General features: G+C 72.7%; 22 protein-coding genes and 6 tRNA genes. 18 read left to right on the top strand and 10 right to left on the bottom strand.

What is annotated here, in order from left to right:
• The first annotated feature begins 16 nt into the window (after nucleotides 1-16).
• Together SVTN_RS07235 and SVTN_RS07230 are read left to right on the top strand one after the other, a co-directional pair.
• On the top strand, nucleotides 17-568 hold the full coding sequence (locus SVTN_RS07235; protein WP_041128310.1) for a TetR/AcrR family transcriptional regulator: 552 nt from the start codon (nucleotides 17-19) through the stop codon (nucleotides 566-568).
• Nucleotides 565-2109: an MFS transporter gene (locus SVTN_RS07230; protein WP_041128309.1), complete on the top strand. Its 1545-nt coding sequence runs from the start codon at nucleotides 565-567 to the stop codon at nucleotides 2107-2109. Before SVTN_RS07235 ends, SVTN_RS07230 begins: the two co-directional genes overlap by 4 nt.
• 73 nt (nucleotides 2110-2182) lie before the next feature.
• Here the strand turns inward: SVTN_RS07230 and SVTN_RS07225 are convergent, their stop codons facing one another.
• Entirely contained in the window at nucleotides 2183-2854 is a 672-nt protein-coding gene (locus SVTN_RS07225) for a lysophospholipid acyltransferase family protein (RefSeq protein WP_041128308.1), read from the bottom strand.
• 241 nt (nucleotides 2855-3095) lie between these two features.
• On the opposite strand from SVTN_RS07225, the gene SVTN_RS07220 reads away from it, so the two are divergent.
• The 3 genes from SVTN_RS07220 to SVTN_RS07210 all read left to right on the top strand — a co-directional run bounded on the left by SVTN_RS07220 (nucleotide 3096) and on the right by SVTN_RS07210 (nucleotide 5489).
• Nucleotides 3096-4280: a glycerophosphodiester phosphodiesterase gene (locus SVTN_RS07220; protein WP_041128307.1), complete on the top strand. Its 1185-nt coding sequence runs from the start codon at nucleotides 3096-3098 to the stop codon at nucleotides 4278-4280.
• Between the two features lie 110 nt (nucleotides 4281-4390).
• The gene (locus SVTN_RS07215; protein ID WP_041128306.1) at nucleotides 4391-4963 is read left to right on the top strand and encodes a sigma-70 RNA polymerase sigma factor region 4 domain-containing protein; all 573 of its coding nucleotides are present in this window, start codon (nucleotides 4391-4393) and stop codon (nucleotides 4961-4963) included.
• Nucleotides 4964-5000: 37 nt separating this feature from the next.
• Complete coding sequence (locus tag SVTN_RS07210; protein WP_041128305.1) at nucleotides 5001-5489, top strand: GNAT family N-acetyltransferase; 489 nt, start codon at nucleotides 5001-5003, stop codon at nucleotides 5487-5489.
• A 60-nt stretch (nucleotides 5490-5549) separates the two neighbouring features.
• Here SVTN_RS07210 and SVTN_RS07205 read toward each other — a convergent pair whose 3' ends face one another.
• Both SVTN_RS07205 and SVTN_RS07200 read right to left on the bottom strand, forming a co-directional pair.
• Nucleotides 5550-5981, bottom strand: coding sequence for a hypothetical protein (locus tag SVTN_RS07205; RefSeq protein ID WP_041128304.1), 432 nt, complete (start codon nucleotides 5979-5981; stop codon nucleotides 5550-5552).
• Between the two features lie 2 nt (nucleotides 5982-5983).
• A complete protein-coding gene (locus tag SVTN_RS07200) occupies nucleotides 5984-6346 on the bottom strand; it encodes a hypothetical protein (RefSeq protein ID WP_041128303.1) in 363 nt (120 codons plus the stop codon).
• 736 nt (nucleotides 6347-7082) lie between these two features.
• Between SVTN_RS07200 and SVTN_RS07195 the strand changes: the two genes are divergently transcribed.
• The 8 genes from SVTN_RS07195 to SVTN_RS07155 all read left to right on the top strand — a co-directional run bounded on the left by SVTN_RS07195 (nucleotide 7083) and on the right by SVTN_RS07155 (nucleotide 18123).
• Nucleotides 7083-8138, top strand: a complete 1056-nt coding sequence (locus SVTN_RS07195; RefSeq protein ID WP_041128302.1) for a methionine ABC transporter ATP-binding protein — start codon at nucleotides 7083-7085, stop codon at nucleotides 8136-8138.
• Nucleotides 8135-8803, top strand: coding sequence for a methionine ABC transporter permease (locus SVTN_RS07190; protein WP_041128301.1), 669 nt, complete (start codon nucleotides 8135-8137; stop codon nucleotides 8801-8803). The genes SVTN_RS07195 and SVTN_RS07190 overlap by 4 nt, the downstream gene beginning before the upstream one ends.
• A 92-nt stretch (nucleotides 8804-8895) precedes the next feature.
• Nucleotides 8896-9750 (top strand): MetQ/NlpA family ABC transporter substrate-binding protein, encoded by an 855-nt coding sequence (locus SVTN_RS07185; RefSeq protein ID WP_041128300.1) that lies wholly within the window; start codon nucleotides 8896-8898, stop codon nucleotides 9748-9750.
• Between the two features lie 219 nt (nucleotides 9751-9969).
• Entirely contained in the window at nucleotides 9970-10605 is a 636-nt protein-coding gene (locus tag SVTN_RS07180; protein WP_041133671.1) for a GNAT family N-acetyltransferase, read from the top strand.
• 73 nt (nucleotides 10606-10678) lie between these two features.
• Complete coding sequence (gene cbiE / locus SVTN_RS07175; RefSeq protein ID WP_041128299.1) at nucleotides 10679-11923, top strand: precorrin-6y C5,15-methyltransferase (decarboxylating) subunit CbiE; 1245 nt, start codon at nucleotides 10679-10681, stop codon at nucleotides 11921-11923.
• Between the two features lie 304 nt (nucleotides 11924-12227).
• Nucleotides 12228-15650, top strand: a complete 3423-nt coding sequence (gene cobT / locus SVTN_RS07170; RefSeq protein ID WP_041128298.1) for a nicotinate-nucleotide--dimethylbenzimidazole phosphoribosyltransferase — start codon at nucleotides 12228-12230, stop codon at nucleotides 15648-15650.
• Nucleotides 15651-15985: 335 nt separating this feature from the next.
• On the top strand, nucleotides 15986-17242 hold the full coding sequence (gene cobA / locus SVTN_RS07160; RefSeq protein ID WP_041128296.1) for a uroporphyrinogen-III C-methyltransferase: 1257 nt from the start codon (nucleotides 15986-15988) through the stop codon (nucleotides 17240-17242).
• 62 nt (nucleotides 17243-17304) lie between these two features.
• On the top strand, nucleotides 17305-18123 hold the full coding sequence (locus tag SVTN_RS07155) for a TrmH family RNA methyltransferase (protein WP_041128295.1): 819 nt from the start codon (nucleotides 17305-17307) through the stop codon (nucleotides 18121-18123).
• Between the two features lie 12 nt (nucleotides 18124-18135).
• Here the strand turns inward: SVTN_RS07155 and SVTN_RS07150 are convergent, their stop codons facing one another.
• Nucleotides 18136-19350, bottom strand: coding sequence for a serine/threonine-protein kinase (locus SVTN_RS07150; RefSeq protein ID WP_041128294.1), 1215 nt, complete (start codon nucleotides 19348-19350; stop codon nucleotides 18136-18138).
• A gap of 501 nt (nucleotides 19351-19851) precedes the next feature.
• On the opposite strand from SVTN_RS07150, the gene SVTN_RS44735 reads away from it, so the two are divergent.
• The 3 genes from SVTN_RS44735 (at nucleotide 19852) to SVTN_RS07135 (ending at nucleotide 21529) form a co-directional block, all read left to right on the top strand.
• Entirely contained in the window at nucleotides 19852-20019 is a 168-nt protein-coding gene (locus SVTN_RS44735) for a hypothetical protein (RefSeq protein ID WP_041128293.1), read from the top strand.
• Between the two features lie 202 nt (nucleotides 20020-20221).
• Nucleotides 20222-21175: a phosphotransferase family protein gene (locus tag SVTN_RS07140; RefSeq protein WP_174518240.1), complete on the top strand. Its 954-nt coding sequence runs from the start codon at nucleotides 20222-20224 to the stop codon at nucleotides 21173-21175.
• 66 nt (nucleotides 21176-21241) lie between these two features.
• Entirely contained in the window at nucleotides 21242-21529 is a 288-nt protein-coding gene (locus tag SVTN_RS07135) for a TFIIB-type zinc ribbon-containing protein (protein ID WP_041128292.1), read from the top strand.
• A 51-nt stretch (nucleotides 21530-21580) separates the two neighbouring features.
• Here SVTN_RS07135 and SVTN_RS07130 read toward each other — a convergent pair.
• The 6 genes from SVTN_RS07130 to SVTN_RS07105 form a co-directional block, all read right to left on the bottom strand.
• Nucleotides 21581-21655 (bottom strand) — tRNA-Val (locus tag SVTN_RS07130).
• A gap of 29 nt (nucleotides 21656-21684) precedes the next feature.
• Nucleotides 21685-21756: transfer RNA gene (locus SVTN_RS07125), tRNA-Val, on the bottom strand.
• 27 nt (nucleotides 21757-21783) lie between these two features.
• Nucleotides 21784-21858, bottom strand: a tRNA-Val gene (locus tag SVTN_RS07120).
• Nucleotides 21859-21892: 34 nt separating this feature from the next.
• Nucleotides 21893-21964: transfer RNA gene (locus SVTN_RS07115), tRNA-Val, on the bottom strand.
• A 1-nt stretch (nucleotide 21965) separates the two neighbouring features.
• A tRNA-Cys gene (locus tag SVTN_RS07110) sits at nucleotides 21966-22039 on the bottom strand.
• A 39-nt stretch (nucleotides 22040-22078) separates the two neighbouring features.
• Nucleotides 22079-22151 (bottom strand) — tRNA-Gly (locus tag SVTN_RS07105).
• A gap of 279 nt (nucleotides 22152-22430) precedes the next feature.
• Here SVTN_RS07105 and SVTN_RS07100 point away from each other — a divergent pair.
• Nucleotides 22431-23516, top strand: a complete 1086-nt coding sequence (locus SVTN_RS07100) for a chorismate-binding protein (protein WP_041128291.1) — start codon at nucleotides 22431-22433, stop codon at nucleotides 23514-23516.
• Nucleotides 23513-24343, top strand: coding sequence for an aminotransferase class IV (locus SVTN_RS07095; protein ID WP_041128290.1), 831 nt, complete (start codon nucleotides 23513-23515; stop codon nucleotides 24341-24343). Before SVTN_RS07100 ends, SVTN_RS07095 begins: the two co-directional genes overlap by 4 nt.
• The last annotated feature ends 39 nt before the right edge of the window (nucleotides 24344-24382 follow it).

The following is a 24382-nucleotide window of genomic DNA, read 5'->3' as shown; positions in this document are numbered from 1 at the left end:
GGTGTATGGTTGTCTCATGTCAGTCGATCGCACCCAGGTGCTCCGTGCCGCCGCCGCCCTGCTCACCCGCAAGGCGACCGCCACCATGGACGAGGTCGCGCGGGCCGCCGGGATCGGGCGGGCCACGCTGCACCGGCACTTCGCCGGGCGGGACGCCCTGGTGCGGGCGCTCGAAGAGCTCGGGCTGCAGGAGCTGGAGGCGGCCCACGACCGGGCCCGCACCGACGAAGGGCCCGCCGACGAGGCCGTACGCCGGCTCGTCGCCGAGGTCGAGCCCGTCGCGCCCCTGCTCTCGTTCCTCGTCACCGAGAACCAGCTCTTCGAGGGCGACCAGCAGAACGAGGGCTGGGAACGCCTCGACGCCCGGGTCTCCGCCCTCTTCCGGCGCGGCCAGGAACAGGGCGTCTTCCGCATCGACCTGACCCCCGCCTGGCTCACCGAGGCCTTCTACGGGCTCATCGGTTCCGGCGCCTGGGCCGTGCAGGACGGCCGGGTCGCCGCCAAGGACTTCCAGTACATGATCGTCGAGCTGCTGCTCGGCGGAGCGCGCAGGAGCGTGGAGAAGTGACCACCGACAGCATCAAGACCGAGAGCCATATCGAGGGCGTGCACCGGCCCGGCCGGTGGCTCGCCCTCTCCGTGCTCGTCCTGGCCGTCCTCCTCGTGGCGGTCGACGCCACGGTGCTCGGCCTCGCCACCCCCTTCCTCTCCGAGGACCTCAAGCCCACCGGCACCCAGCTGCTCTGGATCGGTGACGTCTACTCCTTCGTCATCGCCGGACTCCTGGTCTCCATGGGCAGCCTCGGCGACCGCATCGGCCGCAAGAAGCTCCTGCTGATCGGCGCCGCCGCCTTCGGCGCCCTCTCGGTCCTGAACGCCTACGCGACCAGCCCCGAGATGATGATCGTCGCCCGCGCCCTCCTCGGCGTCGCCGGCGCGACCCTGATGCCCTCGACCCTGGCGCTCATCCGCAACCTCTTCCACGACCCCCGCGAGCGCAGCCTCGCCATCGGCATCTGGGGTGCCATGGCCTCGGCCGGCGCCGCCGTCGGACCGGTCGTCGGCGGGTTCCTCCTGGAGCACTTCTGGTGGGGCTCGGTCTTCCTCATCAACCTGCCCGTCATGGCCGTCCTCGTCCTCGTCGGCATCAAGCTGATCCCCGAGTCGAAGAACCCGAACCCCGGCCCCTGGGACCTCCCCAGCGTCGCCCTCTCCCTCGTCGGCGTCATCGGAATCGTGTACGCGGTCAAGGAACTGGCCTCCCACGGCCTCTCCCTCGACGCCGGCGTCGCCGCCCTCCTCGGCGCCGCCGCCCTGACCTGGTTCGTCCGCAGGCAGCTGACCCTGCCCGCGCCGCTCCTGGACATGCGGCTCTTCCGCCACCGGGGCTTCTCCGGTGCCGTCCTCGCCGACCTGCTGACCATCCTCGGCCTCTCCGGCCTGGTGTTCTTCCTGTCCCAGTTCTTCCAGCTGGTCCAGGGCCGCCAGCCCCTGGAGGCCGGACTCGCCGAACTGCCGGCCGCGATCGGCGCGGTGACGGCCGGTCTGGTCGCCGGTGTCGTGGCCCGCCGCTTCTCCGTACGGTCCGTGGTGGCCGGCGGGCTCGCGGCGGTCGGCCTCTCCCTCGCCGTCCTGACGACGCTCGACCAGCACACCGGCTACCCGCTCCTCGGCGCCGCCCTGCTCGTCGTGGGCGTGGGCGCGGGCTTCTCCTTCACGGTGACCGCGGACGTGATCCTCTCCAGCGTCCCGAAGGAACAGGCCGGTTCCGCCTCCGCCGTCTCCGAGACCGCGTACGAACTCGGCGCCGCGCTCGGCATCGCCATCCTCGGCTCCATCGTGACCGGCGTCTACCAGGGCTTCGCCACCCCGGCCGGCGTCCCCTCGGACATCGCGTCGGCCGCCCACGAGTCGCTCGGCGGCGCGGTCGAGGCCTCCGCGGGCCTGATCCCCGAGACGGCGACCGCCCTGGTCGCCTCCGCCCAGGAGGCCTTCGTCGACGGCCTGCGGATCGCGGCGGGCGTCGGCGCGGCCGTCCTCCTCGCGACGGCGGTCGCGGCCTGGTTCCTCCTCAGGGGCCAGAAGCTGGAGGAGGGCGTCGAGCACTGACGCACCCCGTGGACGCGAAAGTGCCCCGTACGGCCACGAGCCGTACGGGGCACTTCGACGTACAGAGCCAGAGTTACGCGGCCTTCGCCTTCGTGGCGTACATGTCCACGTACTCCTGCCCGGACAGCCGCATCACCTCGGCCATCACCGAGTCCGTCACCGCCCGCAGGACGTACCGGTCGCGGTCCATCCCGTCGTACCGCGAGAACTCCATCGCCTCGCCGAAGCGGACCGTCACCCGGCCCGGGCGCGGGAAGCCCGCCCCGCCCGGCTGGATCTTGTCGGTGCCGATCATCGCGAACGGCACCACCGGCGCGCCCGTCATCAGGGTCAGCCGCGCGATGCCCGTACGGCCCCGGTAGAGACGGCCGTCGGGGGAGCGGGTGCCCTCCGGGTAGATCGAGAAGATCTTGCCCTCCTCAAGGACACGGCGGCCGGTCATCAGCGCCGCCACACCACCGCGGCCGCCGTCCCGGTCCACCGGGATCATGCCGACGCTGGTGAAGAACCAGGCCATCGCCCGGCCCTTGATGCCCTTGCCCGTCACGTACTCGTCCTTGCCGATGAAGTAGACCGGACGGTCCAGGCAGATCGGCATGATCATCGAGTCGATGAAGGTCAGGTGGTTGCCGGCGAGGATCACGGGCCCCGTCCCGGGGATGTTCTCGACGCCCTCCACGCGGGGGCGGAACATCAGGCGCATGACCGGCCCGAGCACTGCCTTGATGATCGCATGACGGGACAACGGTTCCTCCGGTGGGAAGCGGGTCGGTCGAGTTGTCGAGACGACGGTTGCAGCTGGCGACGATACTCGCGGGTCACCCTCACGCGCACATCGGGTTCACCGAACGGATACGCAGTGTTGACGTGTGTTTCCGCCATGTTCGGCCGAGGTCTGCCGCCCGTAGGGCCCCGCTGCCTAGCGTCGGGGACAACAGTTGACAGGTGCGGGACATCACACCGCGGCTCACACAGGAGGATCCCCCATGACCCAGGGCGAACGCCGGACCCCGGCACGGCGCACGGTTCTCGGAGCGGCGGGCGCCACCGTCCTCGGCGCCTCCACGGCCCTCGCGGCCGGCACCGGCACCGCGCAGGCCGCCGACGCGGACCTGGCCGAGGACCGCACGCCCGGCCGCGGCCACGGCTACCGCTCCCTCCCCGTCCCCACCGTCATCGGCCACCGCGGCTCCGCCGGCTACCGCCCCGAGCACACCCTCGGCTCCTACCGCCACGCCCTCGACATCGGCGCCCACGTCGTCGAGCAGGACCTCGTCCCCACCCGCGACGGGCACCTGGTCTGCCGCCACGAGAACGACATCACCGGCACCACCGACGTCGCCGACCACCCCGAGTTCGCCTCCCGGAAGACCACCAAGACCGTCGACGGCGTCGCCCTCACCGGCTGGTTCACCGAGGACTTCACGCTCGCCGAGCTCAAGACCCTGCGGGCCAAGGAGCGCATCCCCGGCACTCGCCAGGAGAACACCCTCTACGACGGCCGCTGGACGGTCCCCACCTTCGAGGAGGTCCTCGAGTGGGCGGAGGAGGAGGGCCGCCGCCGGGGCCGCGAGATCTGGCTCCACGTCGAGACCAAGCACCCCAGCTACTTCCGCTCCCTCGGCCTCGGCCTGGAGGAGCGCCTCGCGAAGCTCCTGCGCCGGTACGGACGCCACCGCGCGAACTCCCCGGTCTTCCTCCAGTCCTTCGAGCCCAGCAGCATCCAGCGCCTGAAGAAGCTGGTGGACGCCCCGGGCGTCGTCCTGCTCTCCGGCCCGAGCAGCCGCCCCTGGGACTTCGTCGAGGCCGGGGACCCGCGCACGGTCGCCGACCTGGTCACGCCCGAGGGCCTCGCCTGGATCGCCTCGTACGCGCAGGGCATCGGCCCCACGCTCGACCTGGTCATCCCGAAGGACGCGAGCGGCCGGCTCGGCACCCCGACCACCCTGGTCCGCGACGCGCACGCCGAGGGGCTGATCCTCCACCCGTACACGCACCGCAACGAGAACACCTTCCTGCCCGCGGACTTCCGCAAGGGCACGGACCCGACGGCGTACGGCGACGCCTTCGGAGCGCTGAAGCGGTACCTGGAGACGGGGATCGACGGCATCTTCTCCGACAACCCGGACACCGCCCGGCTCGCCGCCGCGGACCTCACCGCCCGCGACTGACCCGACGAGGGGGTCGTACGGGCCGGGCCGCCGCACCCGTACGACCCCCTCCCGGGTGGTTTACGCCCCGCACCGCAACCACGGCCGCGCACCCCGGCATCGTGCCGGTCATGACCTCCCCCGAGACCACCCCCGCCCCGGAAGCGCAGGCCCCCGGAGCGCAGGCCCCCGGCCTCCTCGCCGCCCTCGCCCCGCTGCTCTCCGCCGAGTCCGACGCCGAGGCGCCGGCCGCCGGCGTCGACCCGGGCGACCTCGAACAGGCCGTCTGGCTCCGCCTCCTGGAGCAGCTCCAGGAGACCGGCACCGCCCCCGAACGGCCCGCCGAATGGCTGCGCCGCGCCGTCCGCGCGGAGGCGCGCCGCGCCCGCAGGACCCACGACCGCGAACGCCCGTACCGGGACGAACCCGTCCACGAGCCGGGCGGCGCCGAGCCGGAACACTCCCTCCTCGCCGCCGAGGGCCGCCGCACCCTGCGCGCGGCCGTCACCAGGACACCCGGCCGCTGCCCGAAGGTGCTCACCGCGATGCTCGACCCGGAGGACCCCACTTACCGGGAAATCGCAGGAGAGTTGGGTATCTCACAGGGCAGTCTGGGGCCGATGCGTTCCCGTTGCCTGGGATGTTTGCGCAGAATGCTGGCGGCAGAGGTTCCCGCCCCGGGTCGACGGGGAAGGGTGCGGTAAACCGATGATCGACCAGATGAGCGGGAGGCGTGCACACATGGGCCTGAGTGTGACCATCTCAGCAGCGGAACCGCAGGACGCGGAGCACATCCTGAAGCTGCAGTACCTCTGCTACCAGAGCGAGGCGGAGCTGTACGGGGACTGGTCCATCGAACCGCTCACCCAGTCGCTCGACGCCCTGCGCGCCGAACTGGACGAGGGGTACGGGCTCGTGGCCCGGCTCGGCGACGAGGTCGTCGCCTCCGTACGGGCCCGCCTCGACGAGGAGGGCACGGTGCGGATCGCCAAGCTGATCGTCCACCCGCGCATGCAGCGGCACGGCCTCGGCGGCCGCCTCCTCGACGGCATCGAGCGCCACTTCGCCTCGGAGGCGGAGGAGACGGCGTCCGCCAAGCGCTTCCAGCTCTTCACCGGCCACCGCAGCGAGGGCAATCTCCGCCTCTACCGCAGCAAGGGGTACGCGCAGGTCGGCACCCGCGAACTCGGCCCCAAGCTCACCCTGGTGACCCTGGAGAAGGCCGCCTAGGCGGCCTCCCTCAGCCCCTCCGGAGAGGCCCTGTGCGGCCTCGGCTCCTCCGGGCGGGCGCTATGCGGCCTTGGCCGACTTCCGCAGCCACCAGATGCCGGTCAGCGGCAGCAGTACCGGGATGAAGACGTAGCCGTAGCCGAAGTCGGACCAGACGGTCGCGTCGGGGAAGGCGGACGGCTCCACCAGCGTCCAGGTCCCCACGATCAGTACGCCCGCGAGCTCGGCGGCGCAGCACACCAGCGCCGCCCTGCGGGCCTTCTCCCCGCCGCGTACCAGCGTGTACGTGATGAACACGTAGACGACGGCCGCCACCGCCGACAGGCCGTACGCGAGCGGCGCACGGTCGAACTCGGTGGCGATCTGGTAGATCGAGCGGGAGACCGCGCCGACCGACATCACGCCGTACAGCCAGACGAGCAGCATGCCCGGGCCCGTGACGAGACGGGTCCTTCCCTGGGTCTCGGTCCCCTGGGTCTCGGTCGCGGTCATGGTCAGCCCACCGTCCAGATGTCGTAGAGACGCACTTCGAGCACGGCCAGGACGACCGCGCCGGCCGCCACCGTCGCCGAACCCCACCGGCTGCGCTCCGCGAGCGACATGAAACCGGCGATGGGCACCGCGCACAGCGCGCCGAGCAGATAGGCGACGAAGATCGTCGTGCCCTCCTCGGCCTTCTCGCCGCGTGCCAGCTGCACGATGCCGACGATCAGCTGGACCAGGACCAGGAACGTCACCACGGCCATGCCGATGAAGTGCCAGTCCTTGGTCGACTGGTCCCGGAAGGCGGCGAAGCCGCACCAGGCGGCGAGGGCGAGCGCGGCCACGGAGACCGCGACCGTCAGGGCGTCAAGCATGCGCCCGAGGGTATTACGGTCCGAATGGCCCGATGCGCTCGCCCCCCGGCTCATCGAGGAGGGAACGGGGGAGCGAACCGGGCCCCGCCGGGGAGCGAACCGGGCCCCGCGGGAGAGCGAACCGGGCCCTGCGAGGGAGCGAACCGGGGCCTGCGGGAGAGCGAACCGGGGCCTGCGGGAGAGCGCACTAGGGCCTGCGGGGAAGCGAACCGGGGCCTGCGGGAGAGCGCGCGCGGCCCCGCCGACCGCGTGGCCTTGGCCACATCCCGCCCCCGATCACCCTCCCCGCCGCGGCCGGGCCCGGGACCGCTTCCCTCCAGGCCACGCACGGAAAGGCGCGCCACGGGCCGGCTCCGGCGCGTCCGCATGGCGTCTCAACGACGTCCGCTATTCGGACAACCCCCTTCCCTTCGCAGCTGCGCATGTTTTACTTGCAGCCATGACCACGACGAGCAACCGCACCCTTGCGACCGAGGCGAACACGACGCCCGGTGCTCGTTGTATGTGTCGAATGTGCGCCATCTGAGGGCCCCCGCCTGAGCCTCGCGCCCCGAAGCGAGACCCCGACGGCCGAGCCGATCCGACCGCCATCCGGCGCCGGACCGTGCCTGCCCCGCGCACCGCTGCCCCCGGCCACCAGCCGGCCGACAGCCCCCCGTGCGCCTGACTGTCCGAATGACGAATGCCCGTGCACGACGGACCCCGCGTCGCGCACTCGACAGTGACGGAAACCCCTGTGATCACCACTTCGGGCCTGACCAAGGTCTACGAGTCGCGCGGCCGACAGGTCACCGCTCTGGACGGCGTCGACCTCCACGTCCGCGAGGGCGAGGTGTTCGGCGTGATCGGCCAGAGCGGCGCCGGCAAGTCCTCGCTCATCCGCTGCGTCAACCTCCTGGAGCGCCCCACCTCCGGCACCGTGACCGTCGACGGCGTCGACCTCACCGCCCTCGCTGGGAAGAGCCGCCGCGCCGGCAAGGACCTGCGCCGCGCGCGCAGCAGCATCGGCATGGTCTTCCAGCACTTCAACCTGCTGTCCTCCCGCACGGTCAAGGACAACATCGAGCTCCCCCTGGAGATCCTCGGCGTCTCCGGCGCCGAGCGCTCCCGCCGCGCCCTGGAACTCCTCGACCTGGTCGGCCTCGCCGACAAGGCGAAGTCCTACCCCGGCCAGCTCTCCGGCGGCCAGAAGCAGCGCGTCGGCATCGCCCGCGCCCTCGCAGGCAACCCCAAGGTCCTGCTCTCCGACGAGGCCACCAGCGCCCTCGACCCGGAGACCACCCGCTCCATCCTCCAGCTCCTGCGCGACCTCAACCAGCAGCTCGGCCTCACCGTCCTGCTCATCACGCACGAGATGGACGTCGTCAAGACGATCTGCGACTCCGCCGCCCTGATGCAGTACGGCCGCGTCGTCGAGTCCGGCACCGTCGGCGAACTGCTCGCCACCCCCGGCTCCCAGCTGGCGGCCGAGCTGTTCCCGGTCAGCGGCGCCCCCACCGGTCCCGACCGCACCGTCGTGGACGTCACGTTCCACGGCGAGGCCGCGACCCAGCCGGTGATCTCCCAGCTCTCCCGCACGTACAACATCGACATCTCGATCCTCGGGGCGGCGATGGACACCGTCGGCGGGAAGCAGATCGGCCGGATGCGGATCGAACTGCCCGGACGGTACGAGGAGAACGTCGTCCCGGTCGGCTTCCTGCGCGAGCAGGGCCTCCAGGTCGAACTCGTGGAAGACGACGTACAGCAGCCGGCCGCCGCGCCCGTGCTGGTGAAGGAAGGTGCCAAGTGACCTGGTCGGAGATGCAGCCCCTTCTGGAGCAGGGCACCGTCGACACCCTCTACATGGTCCTGTGGGCCACCGTCGTCACCATCGTCGGCGGCCTGCCGCTCGGCATCCTCCTCGTCCTCACGGACAAGGGCGGACTGCTGCAGAACCGGCCGGTGAACAAGGTCGTCGGTGCGATCGTGAACGTCGGGCGTTCGCTGCCGTTCATCATCCTGCTGATCGCCCTGATCCCCTTCACGACCTTCGTCGTCGGCACCTTCATCGGTCCCACCGCGATGATCGTGCCGCTCGCCATCGGCGCCATCCCCTTCTTCGCGCGCCTCGTCGAGACGGCGATCCGCGAGGTCGACCACGGACTCGTCGAAGCCGTCCAGGCCATGGGCGGCGGCATCCCCACCATCGTCCGCAAGGTCCTGCTCCCGCAGGCCCTGCCGTCCCTCGTCTCCGCCGTCACCACCACCGTGATCGTGCTCATCGGGTACTCCGCGATGGCCGGCGCGGTCGGCGGCGAAGGCCTCGGCTCCAAGGCCGTCACCTACGGATACCAGCGCTTCGACACCACGTTCATGCTCGTCACCGTCGTCGTCCTGGTCGCCATCGTGACCGTCGTCCAGCTCATCGGCGACGGAGTCGTCCGACTCCTCGCCCGCCGGGGCCGTACCGCGTAACGGCCCCCGGCCACCCCAAGACTTCGTTTTCGAAGAACAGCCCGGACTTGTTGTCCAGGCGTCCACCGCTCCACCGGAAAGAGGCACTCTTCGTGCGCAAGAACATCAAGCTCACCGCCGGTATCGCCGCCACCGCAGCCCTGGCCCTCGGCCTCACCGCCTGCGGCACCTCCTCGGACCCGTCCTCCGCCAAGGACTCGGCCGGCGCCGCCGACAAGCCCCTCGTCGTCGCCGCGTCCCCGACGCCGCACGCCGACATCCTCAACTTCGTCAAGGACAACCTGGCCGAGAAGGCCGGCCTGAAGCTGGAGGTGAAGGAGTTCACGGACTACGTCCTGCCGAACACCGCCACCCAGTCCGGCCAGGTCGACGCCAACTTCTTCCAGCACAAGCCGTACCTCGACGACTTCAACAAGAAGAACAAGACCACCATCGTCCCGGTGGTCAACGTCCACCTGGAGCCGCTGGGCCTCTACTCCAAGAGCCTCAAGTCGGTGAAGGACATCAAGGCCGGCCAGACGATCGCCGTCCCGAACGACACCACCAACGAGGGCCGCTCGCTCCACCTCCTCGCCGAGAACGGCCTCATCACCCTCAAGGACGGTGTCGGCACCGACGCCAAGCTCTCCGACATCACCGACAAGAAGGGCCTGGAGTTCAAGGAGCTGGAGGCCGCCACCGTGCCCCGCGCCCTGAACGACGTGGACGCCGCCGTCATCAACGGCAACTACGCCATCGAGGCCAAGCTGTCCCCGGCGAAGGACGCCCTCGTCCTGGAGAAGGCGGAGGGCAACCCGTACGCCAACTTCCTCGCCGTCAAGGCCGGCAACGAGAAGGACGCCCGCGTGCAGAAGCTCGCCAAGCTCCTCAACTCGCCCGAGGTGAAGAAGTACATCGAGGACACCTACAAGGGCTCGGTCATCCCGGCCTTCGGCGCCGCCAAGTAAGGCAGCACCGCCGAAAGACGTCCGAGGGACCGTCAGACCGGCTCCCCCGTACAGTCCTTGAGCAGAAGGCCCCCGCATCCCGTCCGATGCGCGGGGCCTTCGCCACACCCGCCCCACACATCACCCGGCACACCCGACCCGGCCATGCGCACCGGCGCCCGCATGCTGCATGCTGTGCGTTCACGGTCGATTCGGACGGTCCACGGCATGGAGCTGCGCATGACTACCACCTTTCCGGACATCTCCATCAACACGGACCGGTTGGTGCTGCGCGCGCTCGAGGAGGCGGACGCCCCCGCCCTCGCCGAGATGATGAACGACGAGATGGTCGCCGCCTGGACGGCCGTGCCACAGCCGTACACCGAGGACGCCGCACGCGGCTGGATCACCGAGTACGCCCCCACCGAACGCACCGCGGGACGGGGCCTCGACCTCGCCGTCACCGAGTTCCTGACCCAGCGTCTGGTGGGCATCGTCCAGCTGAGCAACACCGACTGGCGGGTCCGCTCCACCGAGATGTCCTACATCATCGCCCCCTGGGCCCGCGGCGAGGGCTACGCCTCCGAAGCCGCGCTCGCCACCGCCCAGTGGCTCTTCGGCGACCAGAAGTTCGAACGCCTCGAACTGCGGACCGCCGCCGACAACACCGCCTCCCAGCAGGTCGCCCAGAAGATCGGCTGCATCAGCGAAGGCGTCCTGCGCAACGCCTGCATAGCCCGCACCCGCACCGAGGACGGCGCCTGGACCGAACTGCGCACCGACTTCATCGTCTGGGGCCTCCTCCCCGAGGACCTCGACGGCGTCGCCGACCAGATGGCCGAGGCCGGCTACTCCTCGTACACCGACTGGAGCTGAGCCCCCGCAGCGATCCCGGGGTACGCTCGGCAAGCCCCCGACCTGCGACAACACCCCAGGGAGACAGACGACGATGGCCGACCGCGTCACGGTGATCGGCTGGGACGGCTCGCCCCTCACCGCGGCGGCCCGGTCCGCGCTCTCCGCCGCCACCCTCGTGGCCGGCGCCGCCCACCACCTGGCGCTGCCCGAGGTGCCGCCCGGCGCCGAACGCATCCGCCTCGGCAGCGTCGACCTCGCGGCCCGCCGCATCGCGACACACCGCGGCACCGCCGTCGTCCTCGCCGACGGCGACCCCGGCTTCTTCGGCGTCGTCCGCACCCTGCGCGCCCCCGAGCACGGTCTCGAGGTCGAGGTCGTCCCCGCCGTCTCCTCCGTCGCCGCCGCCTTCGCACGGGCCGGCATGCCCTGGGAGGACGCCCGGATCGTCGTCGCCCACCAGCGCACCCTGCGCCGCGCAGTCAACGTCTGCCGCGCCCACCCCAAGGTCGCCGTCCTCACCTCGCCGGGCGCAGGACCCGCCGAACTCGCCCTCCTCCTCGAAGGCGTCCACCGCACCTTCGTCGTCTGCGAGGAGCTCGGCACCGACCGCGAACAGGTCTCCGTCCTCACCTCCGACAAGGCCGCCGACCACGCCTGGCGCGACCCGAACGTCGTCCTCGTCATCGGCGGCGCGGTCGGCGGCACCCCCGCCGCCCCCTGGCTGATGGGCCAGGACCCGGCCGCCCGTGCGGTCCGTGGCTGGGGACTTCCCACCGAGGAGTACGACTCCGAGGACGAGAGCCCGGGAACCGGCCGGGTCCGCCCCGGCGCGGGCGCGGACCCCGCCCTCCGAGCCGCCCAACTGGCCCGCCTCGGGCCCCGCACCGGCGACCTCGTCTGGGACATCGGCTGCGCGGGCGGCGCGTTCTCCGTCGAGGCCGCCCGCTTCGGTGCCGCCGTCATCGCCGTGGACATCGACCCGGCCGCCTGCGCCCGCACCGAACGGGCGGCCCGCCGCCACGGAGTGCCCCTCCAGACCGTCCCGGGCCGCGCCCCGCACGTCCTGGAGAGCCTGCCCGAACCCGATGTCGTACGGATCGCGGCCGGCGGCGTCCCCGTCGTCACCGCCTGCACCGACCGCCGCCCGGAACGCATCGTCGCCCACGCCTCCACCCGTGACGAGGCCGAGGCGATCGGCGCCGCCCTCGCCGACGGCGGCTACGCCGTCGAGAGCCTCCTCCTCCAGACCGTCGGACTCGACCCCGACGACTGGTCGGAACGCGAGCGTTCGGTCGTGTTCCTGCTGTCCGGACGCAGGATCGACCGGGCCCCGTGACCCGGCCGCCCCACCGGGGCAGGGTAGGCTGGCCGATTGTTGTACCGCACCGGGACGTTCGGCACTCTGTTCGCCAATGTCCCGAATGGGGGGCCGTTTTGTGCCCCCGATGTGGTACGCGACCAGGGGGGACCGCGCGACGTGGCGCAGTCCACAGCGCACCGTGGCGGATCTCCCTGCCACGATGGCCGAGGGCCGCGACAATGTGTGGGTGTCCGCGTGCTTCGTGCCGTGCGGCGCGCGCGCTCGTTCTTGTCGACGGGCGCAGGTCTGAAGGAGCACAAGCGATGGGCGAGGGGTACGCATGACGGACACCGGCCAGGTCCCGGGCGAGGGGCTGCCGGAGAACGCAGGCATGGTCGAGCAGCCGGGCATCCCCGCTCCGGGCGCGTACACCTTCCTGGACCCCTCCGAGCACACCACCGAGGACGACGACCTGCTCCTGATGCCGGGCGCCCAGGGCGCCTGGAGCGAGCACCCGCCGGGCGTCGTGCCCGCGCCGCCGGTCGCCGTACCGCCGCCGGTCGTCCCGAACCAGGGCGTGCCGCACGCGTCCGCCCCGGAGGCTCCGGCCCCGATGGGCGACCCGCTCACCGACCCCCTGCCGGACCCGCTCACGGCCCCGCTCCCCGACGGGGTCGCGCTCGCCGACGTGCTGACCGCCCCGCAGGGCCAGACCCCGCCGCAGGGCGTGCCGCTCGGCACCCCGGCGCACGGCGTCCCGGTCGTCACCGACCACGGCTACGAACCCGGCATCCTCGACACCGGCGCCCACGAGGCGGCCGGCCGCGACACCGGCTCCGTCGACCTCGGCGGCGTCCGCGTGCCCCCGCCCGCCACGGCCCCGACCCCGCCGCCGGCCCGGCGCCCGCTGCACATGGGCCCGCCGGTGCCCGACGCCACCGGTGGCGTCGTGCTCTCCCTGGCCGACCGCGGCCCGGCCGCCGCGCCCGCCCCGGCCCCGCAGCCCGCCCCGGCCCCCGAGCCGGTCGTGGCGACGGCCCCCGCCCCGATGCCGGTGCGGAACCCGGGCCCGCCGACCACCGGCCCCGAGTACTTCGAGATCGCGCAGGACCAGCAGCTGGCCCCGCAGGGCGCCGAGCCGTGGGTCGCGCAGCCGCAGGAGCCGGTGGCGCCCGCAGAAACGGTCGTCCCGCCGGCGGCCCAGTTCGTCCAGGTCGAGGGCTCCGTCCCGACGACCCCGCACCTGGCCCCGATCCCGGCACCGGAGGCGCCCCAGGCCGCCGAGCCGACGCCGGTCGCCGAGGCGGCGGAGCCCGTGGAGCCGCAGGAGGCCCCCGAGGCCGCCGTGGAGCCGACCCCGGAGCCCGCTCCGGCCCCCGAGGAAACGACCCCCGAGGCAGCTGTCCCCGCCCCGCGCGAGGCCGAGGCGGCCGAGCCGCAGGTGGCTGAGGCCCCGGCCGAGCCGGCGCAGCCGGTCGAAGAAACGCCGCAGGCCGAGGCCGTCGAGGCGGCGCCGGTCGAGGCAGTGGCGGTCGAAGTCCCGGCCGAGGCGACCCCCGAGGCCGCACAGCCGGTCGTCGAGGAGCCGGTCCCGGCCCAGGCGGCCGAGGTCGAGCCCGTGGAGGTCCCGGCCGAGCAGGTCGTGGAGCCGGTGGCGCAGGCCGTACCGGAGGCAGCGGCCCCGGAAGAGCCGGTGACCGCGGAGATCCCCGCCGAAGCCCCCGCGCAGCCCCAGGCCGAAGAGCCGACCGAGGCGCCGACGGAGGCCGTGGCCGAAGAGATCCGGGCAGTGGCCGAGGACCTTCCCGAGCAGCAGGTGGCGGCACAGCCCGAGACGGAGCCGCAGGCCCAGCCGAGCGCCGAGGCCGAGGTCCAGGAGCAGCCGGAGACCGAGACGGAGCCCCAGGCGCAGCCGGAGGCCGAGGCGGAGACCCAGCCGCAGCCGGAGGCCGAGGCGGAGACCCAGGCACAGCCGGAGGCCGAGACGGAGCTTCAGGAACCGTCGGAGACCGACGCGGAGGCGCGCCCGGACGCCCCGGCCCCGGGCTACGACGACGCCGAGCGCGAAGCAGTGCTCCGCGTGATGCGCGAGCGCCGCGACATCCGCAACGGCTTCCGCAGCGACCCGATCCCGCACGAGGTGCTCCTCCGCGTCCTGGAAGCGGCCCACACGGCACCCAGCGTGGGCCACTCGCAGCCCTGGGACTTCGTCGTCATCCGCTCGGCCGAGACGCGGCAGACGATGCACGAGCTGGCCCAGCGTCAGCGCGAGGCCTACGCCAAGTCGCTGCCGAAGGCCCGGGCGAAGCAGTTCAAGGAACTGAAGATCGAGGCCATCCTCGACACCCCGGTGAACATCGTGGTGACCGCCGACCCCACCCGGGGCGGCCGCCACACGCTCGGCCGCTACACGCAGCCGCAGATGGCCCCGTACTCCTCGGCGCTCGCCGTCGAGAACCTCTGGCTGGCGGCCCGCGCCGAGGGCCTGGGCGTCGGCTGGGTCAGCTTCTTCGACGAGCGCGAGATGGTCCGCGCCCTCGGCCTCCCCGAGCACCTCGAAGTGGTCGCGTACCTCTGCGTGGGCTACGTCGACGAGTTCCCGGAGGAGCCCGAGCTGATGCAGGCGGGCTGGTCCAAGCGCCGCCCGCTGGCCTGGGTCGTCCACGAGGAGACGTACGGCCGCCGCGCGCTGCCTGGCGAGGAGCCGCACGACCTCCTACAGGAGACCGTCGCGAACATCCGCCCGCTGGACGCCAAGGCGCTCGGCGAGGCGTGGGAGCGGCAGAAGCGCATGACCAAGCCCGCCGGGGCCCTGGGCATGCTGGAGATCATCTCCGCGCAGCTCTCGGGTCTGTCCCGGGTCTGCCCGCCCCCGATCCCGGAGCCGGCCGCCGTGGCGATCTTCGCCGGCGACCACGGTGTCCACGCCCAGGGCGTCACCCCGTGGCCGCAGGAGGTCACGGGCCAGATGGTGGCCAACTTCCTGGGCGGGGGAGCGGTCTGCAACGCGTTCGCGAACCAGGTCGGGGCGGAGGTCTGCGTCGTCGACGTGGGCGTGAAGTCGGAGCTCCCGGCCACCCCGGGCCTCCTGCCCCGCAAGGTCCGCGCGGGCACGGGCGACTTCACCACGGGCCTGGCGATGACCCGCGAGGAAGTCCTGGCGGCGATCGAGGTCGGCATCGAAACGGCCCGTGACCTCGTAGCGGCCGGCAACAAGGCCTTGCTCACGGGCGAGATGGGCATCGCGAACACCACGGCCTCCGCCGCACTGATCTCGGTCTACACGGGCGTGGACGCCGCCGAGGTCACGGGCCGGGGCACGGGCATCAACGACGAGACGCACGCCCGCAAGGTGGACGTGGTCCGACGCGCCCTGGACCTGCACAAGCCGGACCCGGCGGACCCGATCGGCGTCCTGTCGGCGATCGGCGGCCTGGAGCACGCGGCCCTCGTGGGCCTGATCCTGGGCGCGGCGTCGCTCCGCACCCCGGTCATCCTGGACGGCGTGTCCACGGGCGCGGCGGCCCTGGTCGCCCGCGCCATCGCCCCCGAGTCCCTGGCGGCGTGCATCGCGGGCCACCGCAGCGCGGAGCCGGGCCACGTGGCGGCCCTGAACAAGCTGGGCCTGCGCCCCCTGGTCGACCTCGACCTGCGCCTCGGCGAGGGCACGGGCGCGCTCCTGGCCCTCCCGCTGGTCCAGAGCGCGGCACGCGCGATGCACGAGGTGGCCACGTTCGACTCGGCGGGAGTCACCGAGAAGTAGGACCACGGCGCGTCCCCCACCCACGAACGGGAGTGGGGGACGCGCCGGAACCGGGTTCGGGACGTAAAGCGTGATTTGTGGCGCGTAAGAAACGCCCAGGCATCCGATGTCCCCCGCAGGCGCCGTAAATCATGCAGTCCCGAACCCGGTTCCGGAGCGGCCCCCACGCACCTGCCCACCGGCCGGGGCATCCGCCGCACTGCCCACCGGCCGGGGGACATCCGTCACACCCAGCAACCCCCAGGTCACCGCTATCGTGACCATGAACGAGCCGCTCCACCGCAGCAGCGGCACCCTCGCCCGCACCGCCACGCTCTCCGAGGAGCCGCTCACCCATGGCAGAGAACGCCGAGCACCCCGCCTACCCCGTCGGACTGCGCCTCGCCGGCCGCCGCGTCGTCGTCCTCGGCGGCGGCCAGGTGGCCCAGCGCCGCCTCCCGGCCCTGATCGCCGCGGGCGCGGAGATCACCCTGATCTCGCCCTCCGCGACCCCGTCCGTGGACGCGATGGCGGAGACGGGCGAGATCACCTGGATCAAGCGGCGGTACGAGGAGGGCGACCTGGCGGACGCCTGGTACGCCCTGGTGGCGACGACGGACCCGGCGGCGAACGCCGCGGCCTCGGCCGAGGCGGAGCGCACCAGGACCTGGTGCGTACGAGCGGACGACGCCGAAGCGGCGACGGCCTGGACCCCGGCGACGGGCCGCGACGCGGGCGTGACCGTCGCGGTGCTCACGGGCCACGACCCCCGCCGCTCCGCAGCCGTACGGGACGCGATCGTCGAGGGCCTCCGCGACGGTTCGATCGCCGCGCCCGCGCACCGCTCCCGCACCCCCTTCGTCGCCCTGGTGGGCGGCGGCCCGGGCGACCCGGACCTGATCACGGTCCGGGGCCGCCGGCTGCTCACGGAGGCGGACGTGGTCATCGCGGACCGGCTCGGCCCCCGCGACCTCCTGGACGAGCTGCCGCCGCACGTCGAGGTGATCGACGCGGCGAAGATCCCGTACGGCCGCTTCATGGCCCAGGAGGCCATCAACAACGCCCTGATCGAGCACGCGAAGCAGGGCAAGTCGGTGGTCCGCCTCAAGGGTGGAGACCCCTTCGTCTTCGGCCGGGGCATGGAGGAAGCGCAGGCCCTGGCCGCCGAGGGCATCGCCTGCACGGTGGTCCCGGGCATCTCCAGCTCGATCTCGGTCCCGGGAGCGGCCGGCATCCCGGTGACGCACCGCGGGGTGGCCCACGAGTTCACGGTGGTCAGCGGCCACGTGGCCCCCGACGACCCGCGCTCCCTCGTGGACTGGGCGTCGCTGGCGAAGCTCACGGGCACGCTCGTGATCCTCATGGGCGTGGACAAGATCGGCAAGATCGCCGAGGCGCTCATCGCCCACGGCAAGAGCCCGGACACCCCTCTGGCCCTGGTCCAGGAGGGCACGACGGCGACGCAGCGCCGGGTGGACGCGACGCTGGCGACGGTCGCGGAGACGGTCAAGGCGGAGGAGGTCCGCCCGCCGGCGGTCATCGTCATCGGCGACGTGGTGACCGAGGGCCCCGACAAGCTGACGAAGAACCACGGAAGCGACACCCCGGAGTAACCAGGGGTAACCAAACCTTCCCGCACATTGGCACCACACCCCGGACAAGGCAGTATCACCTCGTGGCCGAACTCATCACGATCGACGACCCCGACGACCCGCGCCTGCGCGACTACACCGGCCTGACCGACGTCGAGCTCCGCCGCAGGCGCGAGCCGGCCGAGGGCCTGTTCATCGCGGAGGGCGAGAAGGTCATCCGCCGGGCCAGGCAGGCCGGGTACGAGATGCGGTCGATGCTGCTCTCCGCCAAGTGGGTGGACGTCATGCGGGACGTCATCGACGAGGTCCCGGCGCCGGTGTACGCGATCCAGCCGGACCTCGCGGAACGCGTCACCGGCTACCACGTGCACCGCGGCGCGCTCGCCTCGATGCAGCGCAAGCCGCTGCCGGACGCGGCCGGACTCCTCGCCGACGCCCGCCGGGTGGTGGTGATGGAGTCGGTGAACGACCACACGAACATCGGGGCCATCTTCCGCAGCGCCGCCGCGCTCGGCATGGACGCGGTCCTGCTGTCCCCGGACTGCGCGGACCCGCTGTACCGGCGCTCGGTGAAGGTGTCGATGGGCGCGGTCTTCTCCGTCCCGTACGCCCGCCTGGACGCCTGGCCCCGAGGCCTGGAGGCGGTACGGGAGGCGGGCTTCAAGCTCCTCGCCCTCACCCCGGCGGAGAAGGCGACCTCGATCGACGAGGCCGCCCCGCACCGCCTGGACCGGGTGGCGCTGATGCTGGGAGCGGAGGGCGACGGCCTGTCCACGCAGGCGCTGCGCGCCGCCGACGAGTGGGTCCGCATCCCGATGGCCCACGGAGTCGACTCGCTCAACGTGGGCGCTGCGGCGGCGGTCGCGTTCTACGCGGTGGCGACGGGCCGCCCGGAAGCCTGACCTCCTGGGGTGCTACCCCTGAAGGGCCTGAGCGGCGGCGATGCCGAGGGCCACGACGAGCGTCACGACCACGAACACGAAGAGCCGCTGCCGCAGCAGCCGAGGATTGGCGGGGCGGCGGCCGGTCGACGTGGACCGGGCACCGGGCCGGGTCCCGGGCCGGGACTGAGGCCCGCGCGACCCTCCGGTCCGAGGCCCGGGTCCCGTCGACGAAGGACGGGACGAGGGCGCACGCCCCGCCCCCCGCTCAGGTCCACGCTCCCCGCCCCGCTCGGAACCGCGCTCGCCACCCCGCTCGGCACCACGACCAGGCACGTCCCGCTCGGTGTACCGCTCGGTCGGCCGGACGGTGTTCCGCTCCTCGGTCCGCTCCCGCTGCACGGGCGGTCGGGAGACGGGAAGCCCCTGGGCCTCGCGCGCCGCGATCTCCTTGAGCCGCATGGACAGCTGCAGGGTGCTGGGACGGTCTTCCGGGTCCTTCGCGAGGCAGGCCCGGATCAGCGGCGCGAGCGCGTCCGGCACGCCGTGGAGCTGCGGCTCCTCGTGCACGACGCGGTAGAGCATGACCTCGGAACTGCCGTGCCCGAAGGGGGAGTCGGCCATCGCCGCGTACGCCAGGGTGGCGCCGAGCGAGAACACGTCGGTGGCCGGGGTGACGGCCGCGCCGCGCACCTGCTCGGGGGCGAGGAAGCCGGGCGATCCGACGGCGGTGCCGACATGGGTGAGGGTGCTCGCGCCCGTCGCCCAGGCGATCCCGAAGTCGATGATCCGAGGGCCCTTCGGGGAGAGCAGGATGTTCGAGGGCTTGAGGTCCCGGTGGACGACCCCGGCCTCGTGGACGGCGACGAGGCCCTCGGAGAGCGCGGCCCCGATCGAGGCCACGTCGGCGGCGCGCAGCGGGCCCTCCTCGGCGACCCGGTCGTGCAGCGAGGGGCCGGGCACGTACTGGGTGGCGAACCAGGGGCGGTCGGCCTCCAGATCGGCCGCGACGAGCCGCGCGGTGCAGCCGCCCCGGATCCGCCGTGCGGCCGACACCTCGCGCGCGAACCGCGACCGGAACTCCTGGTCCTCGGCCAGGTCGGGCCGGATCACCTTCAGCGCCACGCGCTGGCCGCGCCGGTCGGACCCCAGGTACACGACGCCCATCCCGCCGGCCCCCAGCCTGCGGTGGAGCCGGAACGACCCGACGATCCGCGGATCCTCGCGCCGGAGCCGCATCATCGCCATGTCCGTCCCCTCGTCCGTTCGACGTGGCACAGCTTACGTAGTGGCGCCCGTACGCGCTCATAGGCCGCGCCCTCGCACCGGGATCGATTGTCAGTGCTGAGGGGGACGCCGGGGGCGGACGGCATAGAAGGCGGGTCCCAACCTCCGCCCCCGGAAACCCACTTGACGAGCGGTCTCGGATCCGACGGGTGGTCCCGGAGGACGGCTTCCGGGCCCGCTCGCCCCACCCGGGCACACGGCAGCCGGGGAAGTGAGCGAAGTCACGCCGCCACGCCGTCTCCGTGCGACCCCTCCGGGAAGACCCGGGGTTCCGAGGCCGCGTCTCCACCCAGGGGAGTACGCCGCACGGGCGGACGTCATCCTCATGGAGGCCCGGAAGTCGATACGCGGGCATGACGTCCCGGCGCTTCCCGCTCCCTAGTGTTGAGGTCAAGCGGCGGGTGCAGCACTCGTCCCCCGAGGTCACGCACCCGCCGCGTCAGACACGACAGGAGAGGAACCATGGCCTACACGGCGCACCGGACGACCCCCCGGCCTTCGGGCCGCCGTCACCCCCTGGTGGCCACCGCCATGGTCCTCCCTCTCGCGGCCCTGCTCGTGGTCGTCTTCGGCGGCTGGGAAGCGGTGGTCACACAGGCGTCGTCCGTGGGCGTGATGCTGGGGCGCTGAGCGGCGCCCCGGACCCGGGAGAGCGGCCCGGGTCGGGACATCCGGCCATCAACCCCGTGGGGACGGGGGTGCGGCGGACGGCAGCGTGGGGCCGGTCAGCTGGGGAGCTGACCGGCCCTCGCGCATTCCCGAGCGGCAGCCCCGAGCGGCATTCCCGAGCGCGTTCCCGACAGGCCCGTCCGGCACCCCGTACGCTCCGGGAGTGGACTCAGCACCTCGGATACCCGCCCCGCCCCCGCTGCACGGCCTGGCCGCCCTCGCCCGTGCGGCGGCTCACCCGGCAGACGGTCCCTGCCGCTGCGCGAGCGGCCTGGTCGGGGTGCTGGCCGACCGGGACGACGGCACCGTCGTACGGCACGGGGAGCTGGTCGCCAAGGCGCACGCGCCCGGCACGGACCCGGAGGCCCATCGCGTACGGCTCGCGCTGGCCGGGCACCAGGACGTCGGCGGCGTCTTCCTGCCGCCCCTCCCGCTGCCGCGGTCCGGCTCCGACGCGCTCGACGGCCGCCCGGTCACCGTCTGGCCGTACGGTCCGCCCGTCGCCCCGGATGACCCCGACGCCGCACCGTGGGAGGAGGCGGCGCGGCTCCTCGCGCTGCTGCACGGGACCCCGCCCCCGCCCGGCTGGGCCGACCGCCTCCCGGACATGCGGGCCCCGGCGAAGGCGGCCCTCGCGGTGGACCGGATGCGCCGCGCGGCTCCGGACCACCCGGCGACGGCCACCGTCCTGGAGGCCTGGCGGACGGTCCCGGAAGCCCCCGCGGCGTACCGGCTCCTCTGCCACGGCGACTTCCACCTGGGCCAGCTGGTCCGCGACACCCGCTCGGGGGCCGACGCGCCCTGGCGGCTCATCGACATAGACGACCTGGGCCTGGGCGACCCCGCCTGGGATCTGGCCCGGCCCGCCGCCTGGTTCGCCGCCGGCCTCCTGCCGCCCGAGGTCTGGTCCCGCTTCCTCGGCGCGTACCAGGAGGCGGGCGGCCCCGCCGTGGGCCCCGACCCGTGGGACCGGCTCGACGTGCCCGCGCGGGCCCTGACGGTCCAGACCGCCGCCCTGGCCCTCGCCAAGTCCACGGCCGAGCGCCGGCCGCTCGACGAGGTGGAGGAAGTGATGATCGACACCTGTGCCCGCATCGCCGGACATCGAACCGGGTAGGCACTTCCGGCGTCCACGTAAGGTGAAGCATCATTCGAACGGCGATGTCAGGGAGTTGAGCCGAGCATGCAGTGTCCCAAGTGCCATGCGGCCATGCACACGTACAACCGCAACGGTGTCCAGATCGAGCAGTGCAGCGGTTGCCGGGGCATATTCCTGGACTACGGAGAGCTGGAGGCCCTGACCCGCCTGGAGTCCCAGTGGGTCCAGCAGGCGCCGCCCGCCCCGCCGGCCTACCCGGCGCAGCCTGCCGCGCCCGCCTGGGGTGCCCCGCACCACGGCGGCCACCACGGTGGTCACCACGGCGGTCACCACCACAAGGGCGGCTTCGGACGGCTGCTCTTCTCCTCCTGACGGGGGTACGAAGAAGCCCCCGGCCGCGAGCTGCGACCGGGGGCTTCCTGGTGGTGCGCGATACTGGGATTGAACCAGTGACCTCTTCCGTGTCAGGGAAGCGCTCTCCCGCTGAGCTAATCGCGCGGGTACACCCGAGGGGTGCCTGTACTGCGTGCGCGATACTGGGATTGAACCAGTGACCTCTTCCGTGTCAGGGAAGCGCTCTCCCGCTGAGCTAATCGCGCGGGCGCACCCGAGGGGTGCGTGAAGTGTGGTGCGCGATACTGGGATTGAACCAGTGACCTCTTCCGTGTCAGGGAAGCGCTCTCCCGCTGAGCTAATCGCGCGGGGGATCCGGAGATCCGGGATCCGAAGATCCAGTGGACGATACTGGGATTGAACCAGTGACCTCTTCCGTGTCAGGGAAGCGCTCTCCCGCTGAGCTAATCGTCCTTGGAGGTGGAGACGGGATTTGAACCCGTGTAGACGGCTTTGCAGGCCGTTGCCTCGCCTCTCGGCCACTCCACCAGGAGTGATAACGGGGGTTCGGGAAGATCCCCCACATCGAGCGGACGACGAGATTCGAACTCGCGACCCTCACCTTGGCAAGGTGATGCTCTACCAACTGAGCCACGTCCGCTTGTCGTTTCCGTTTCGCTTGCGCGTCCCGGCGACGTGTTGAACTCTAGCGGATTCCTGGGCCAGTACAAAAACGCGTTTCCGCAGCGTGCTGACCTGCACGGCCTTCACGGCGCCCGGCCGGGCCTCCCGGAGGGTTCGCGCGGCGTTCACTCGCCGTGTCCCCGAGGTGGCGGGGAGCCTCCACCTCACGCGCCCCTCACACCCCACCCCGCGCGTCCCTGACGCCCTCCTCCGCGTACGACCCGTGCCCCCGCCCCGCCGGACCTAGACTCGATGCGTGCACGACCTTGCTCCTCTGGCCCGCTTCGGCGGCCTCGTCGCGACCGACCTCCGGGACGTCACCCACGACCCCGAGGCACTGGACTCCGCAGGCTTCTGGGCCGTCTGCGCGGACTTCGAAGGGCGCCTCACCTGCGCGCGCTTCGGGGACGTCCGGCCCGACCCGGTCCCCGCGCCCGTCCCGGGCGCCTGGCGCGGTCCCGCCGCCGGTGACTGGACGTCCTCGCTCGACCGCGCCGCGTACACCGCGGGCGTACGGCGCGTGCGCGAGCACATCGCGCGCGGCGAGGTCTACCAGGCGAACCTCTGCCGGGTGCTGACCGCGCCGCTGCCGGACCCGGCCGCCGCCGACGTCGACGCCCTCACCGCGCTCCTGGCCCGCGGCAACCCCGCCCCCTATGCCGGAACGATCCGTCTGCCCGCCCACGGCGTGGAGATCGCCACCGCGTCCCCCGAGCTCTATCTGCGCAGGGAAGGGGCCCTGATCTCCTCCGGCCCCATCAAGGGGACCGGCCGCACCGCCGCCGACCTCCTCCCCAAGGACCACGCGGAGAACGTGATGATCGTCGACCTGGTCCGCAACGACCTGGGCCGCGTCAGCGAGACCGGCACCGTCGCCGTCCCCGAGCTCTGCGCCGTCGAGGAGCACCCCGGCCTCGTCCACCTCGTCTCCACGGTCACCGGTCTCCTCCGCGAGGACGCCGGCTGGCCCGAGCTGCTCGCCGCCACCTTCCCGCCCGGCTCCGTCACCGGCGCGCCCAAGTCCAGCGCGCTGCGGATCATCGAGGCCCTGGAGACCGCGCCCCGCGGCCCGTACTGCGGAGGCATCGGCTGGGTCGACGCCGACGCGGGCACCGGCGAGCTGGCCGTCGGCATACGCACCTTCTGGATCGACCGCCCCGAGGGCGTGCTCCGCTTCGGCACGGGTGCCGGGATCACCTGGGGCTCCGACCCGGAGCGCGAGTGGGAGGAGACCGAGCTGAAGGCGGACCGGCTCGTCGCGATAGCGTCGGGCGCCTATGAGTCATCCGGCGCCTACGAGTCGGGCGCCCGTGAGGCGAGCGGAAGGGCCACTTCTCGATGAAACTCTGGGTCAACGGCGGGCTGCACGACGCGGAGACCGCCCGGGTCTCCGTACTGGACCACGGACTGACCGTCGGCGACGGCATCTTCGAGACGGTCAAGGCGGAGCGCGGCGAAACGTTTGCTCTCACCCTCCACCTGGAGCGCCTCACCCGCTCCGCCCGCGGTCTCGGACTGCCCGACCCGGACCTCGACGAGGTCCGCCGTGCCTGCGCCGCCGTCCTGGAGGCCAACCCGATGGAGCTCGGCCGGCTCCGCATCACGTACACCGGTGGTCTCTCCCCGCTCGGCTCCGAGCGCGGCGACGCCGGGACGAGCCTGGTCGTCGCCCTCGGCGAGACCGGTCGCCGCCCCGACTCCACCGCCGTGATCACCGTCCCCTGGACGCGGAACGAGCGCGGCGCCCTCACCGGCCTCAAGACCACCTCGTACGCCGAGAACGTCGTCGCCCTCGCCAGGGCGCGCGAGCAGGGGGCCTCCGAGGCGCTCTTCGCCAACACCGTGGGGCAGCTCTGCGAGGGCACCGGCTCCAACGTCTTCGTCGTGGTCGACGGCCGGATCCTCACCCCGCCCGTCTCCTCCGGCTGCCTCGCGGGCATCACGCGCGCGCTCGCCGTGGAGTGGACCGGCGCGGAGGAGACCGACCTGCCGCTCGAGGTGCTCGAGAGCGCCGACGAGATCTTCCTGACCTCGACCCTTCGCGACGTCCAGGCCGTGCACCGGGTCGACGGCCGTGAGCTCGCGGGCGCGCCCGGGCCCGTCACGGCCAAGGCGATGCGGGTCTTCGACGAGCGGGCGGCCGCGGACCGGGATCCGGAGCTCGCGTAAATCCGGATGACGGGCGGCGGCGGGGTGGGTAGAACACCT

The organism is Streptomyces vietnamensis (genome assembly GCF_000830005.1).
Lineage (GTDB): Bacteria > Actinomycetota > Actinomycetes > Streptomycetales > Streptomycetaceae > Streptomyces > Streptomyces vietnamensis.
This window is presented reverse-complemented; position numbering and strand designations above follow the sequence as displayed.

Coding starts and splice junctions, on each gene's coding strand:
- SVTN_RS07235 (WP_041128310.1), top strand. CDS start 17: ATGTCAGTCGATCGCACCCAGGTGCTCCGTGCCGCCGCCGCCCTGCTC.
- SVTN_RS07220 (WP_041128307.1), top strand. CDS start 3,096: ATGACCCAGGGCGAACGCCGGACCCCGGCACGGCGCACGGTTCTCGGA.
- SVTN_RS07215 (WP_041128306.1), top strand. CDS start 4,391: ATGACCTCCCCCGAGACCACCCCCGCCCCGGAAGCGCAGGCCCCCGGA.
- SVTN_RS07210 (WP_041128305.1), top strand. CDS start 5,001: ATGGGCCTGAGTGTGACCATCTCAGCAGCGGAACCGCAGGACGCGGAG.
- SVTN_RS07205 (WP_041128304.1), bottom strand. CDS start 5,981: ATGACCGCGACCGAGACCCAGGGGACCGAGACCCAGGGAAGGACCCGT.
- SVTN_RS07200 (WP_041128303.1), bottom strand. CDS start 6,346: ATGCTTGACGCCCTGACGGTCGCGGTCTCCGTGGCCGCGCTCGCCCTC.
- SVTN_RS07180 (WP_041133671.1), top strand. CDS start 9,970: ATGACTACCACCTTTCCGGACATCTCCATCAACACGGACCGGTTGGTG.
- cbiE (WP_041128299.1), top strand. CDS start 10,679: ATGGCCGACCGCGTCACGGTGATCGGCTGGGACGGCTCGCCCCTCACC.
- cobT (WP_041128298.1), top strand. CDS start 12,228: ATGACGGACACCGGCCAGGTCCCGGGCGAGGGGCTGCCGGAGAACGCA.
- cobA (WP_041128296.1), top strand. CDS start 15,986: ATGGCAGAGAACGCCGAGCACCCCGCCTACCCCGTCGGACTGCGCCTC.
- SVTN_RS07150 (WP_041128294.1), bottom strand. CDS start 19,350: ATGGCGATGATGCGGCTCCGGCGCGAGGATCCGCGGATCGTCGGGTCG.
- SVTN_RS44735 (WP_041128293.1), top strand. CDS start 19,852: ATGGCCTACACGGCGCACCGGACGACCCCCCGGCCTTCGGGCCGCCGT.
- SVTN_RS07135 (WP_041128292.1), top strand. CDS start 21,242: ATGCAGTGTCCCAAGTGCCATGCGGCCATGCACACGTACAACCGCAAC.
- SVTN_RS07095 (WP_041128290.1), top strand. CDS start 23,513: ATGAAACTCTGGGTCAACGGCGGGCTGCACGACGCGGAGACCGCCCGG.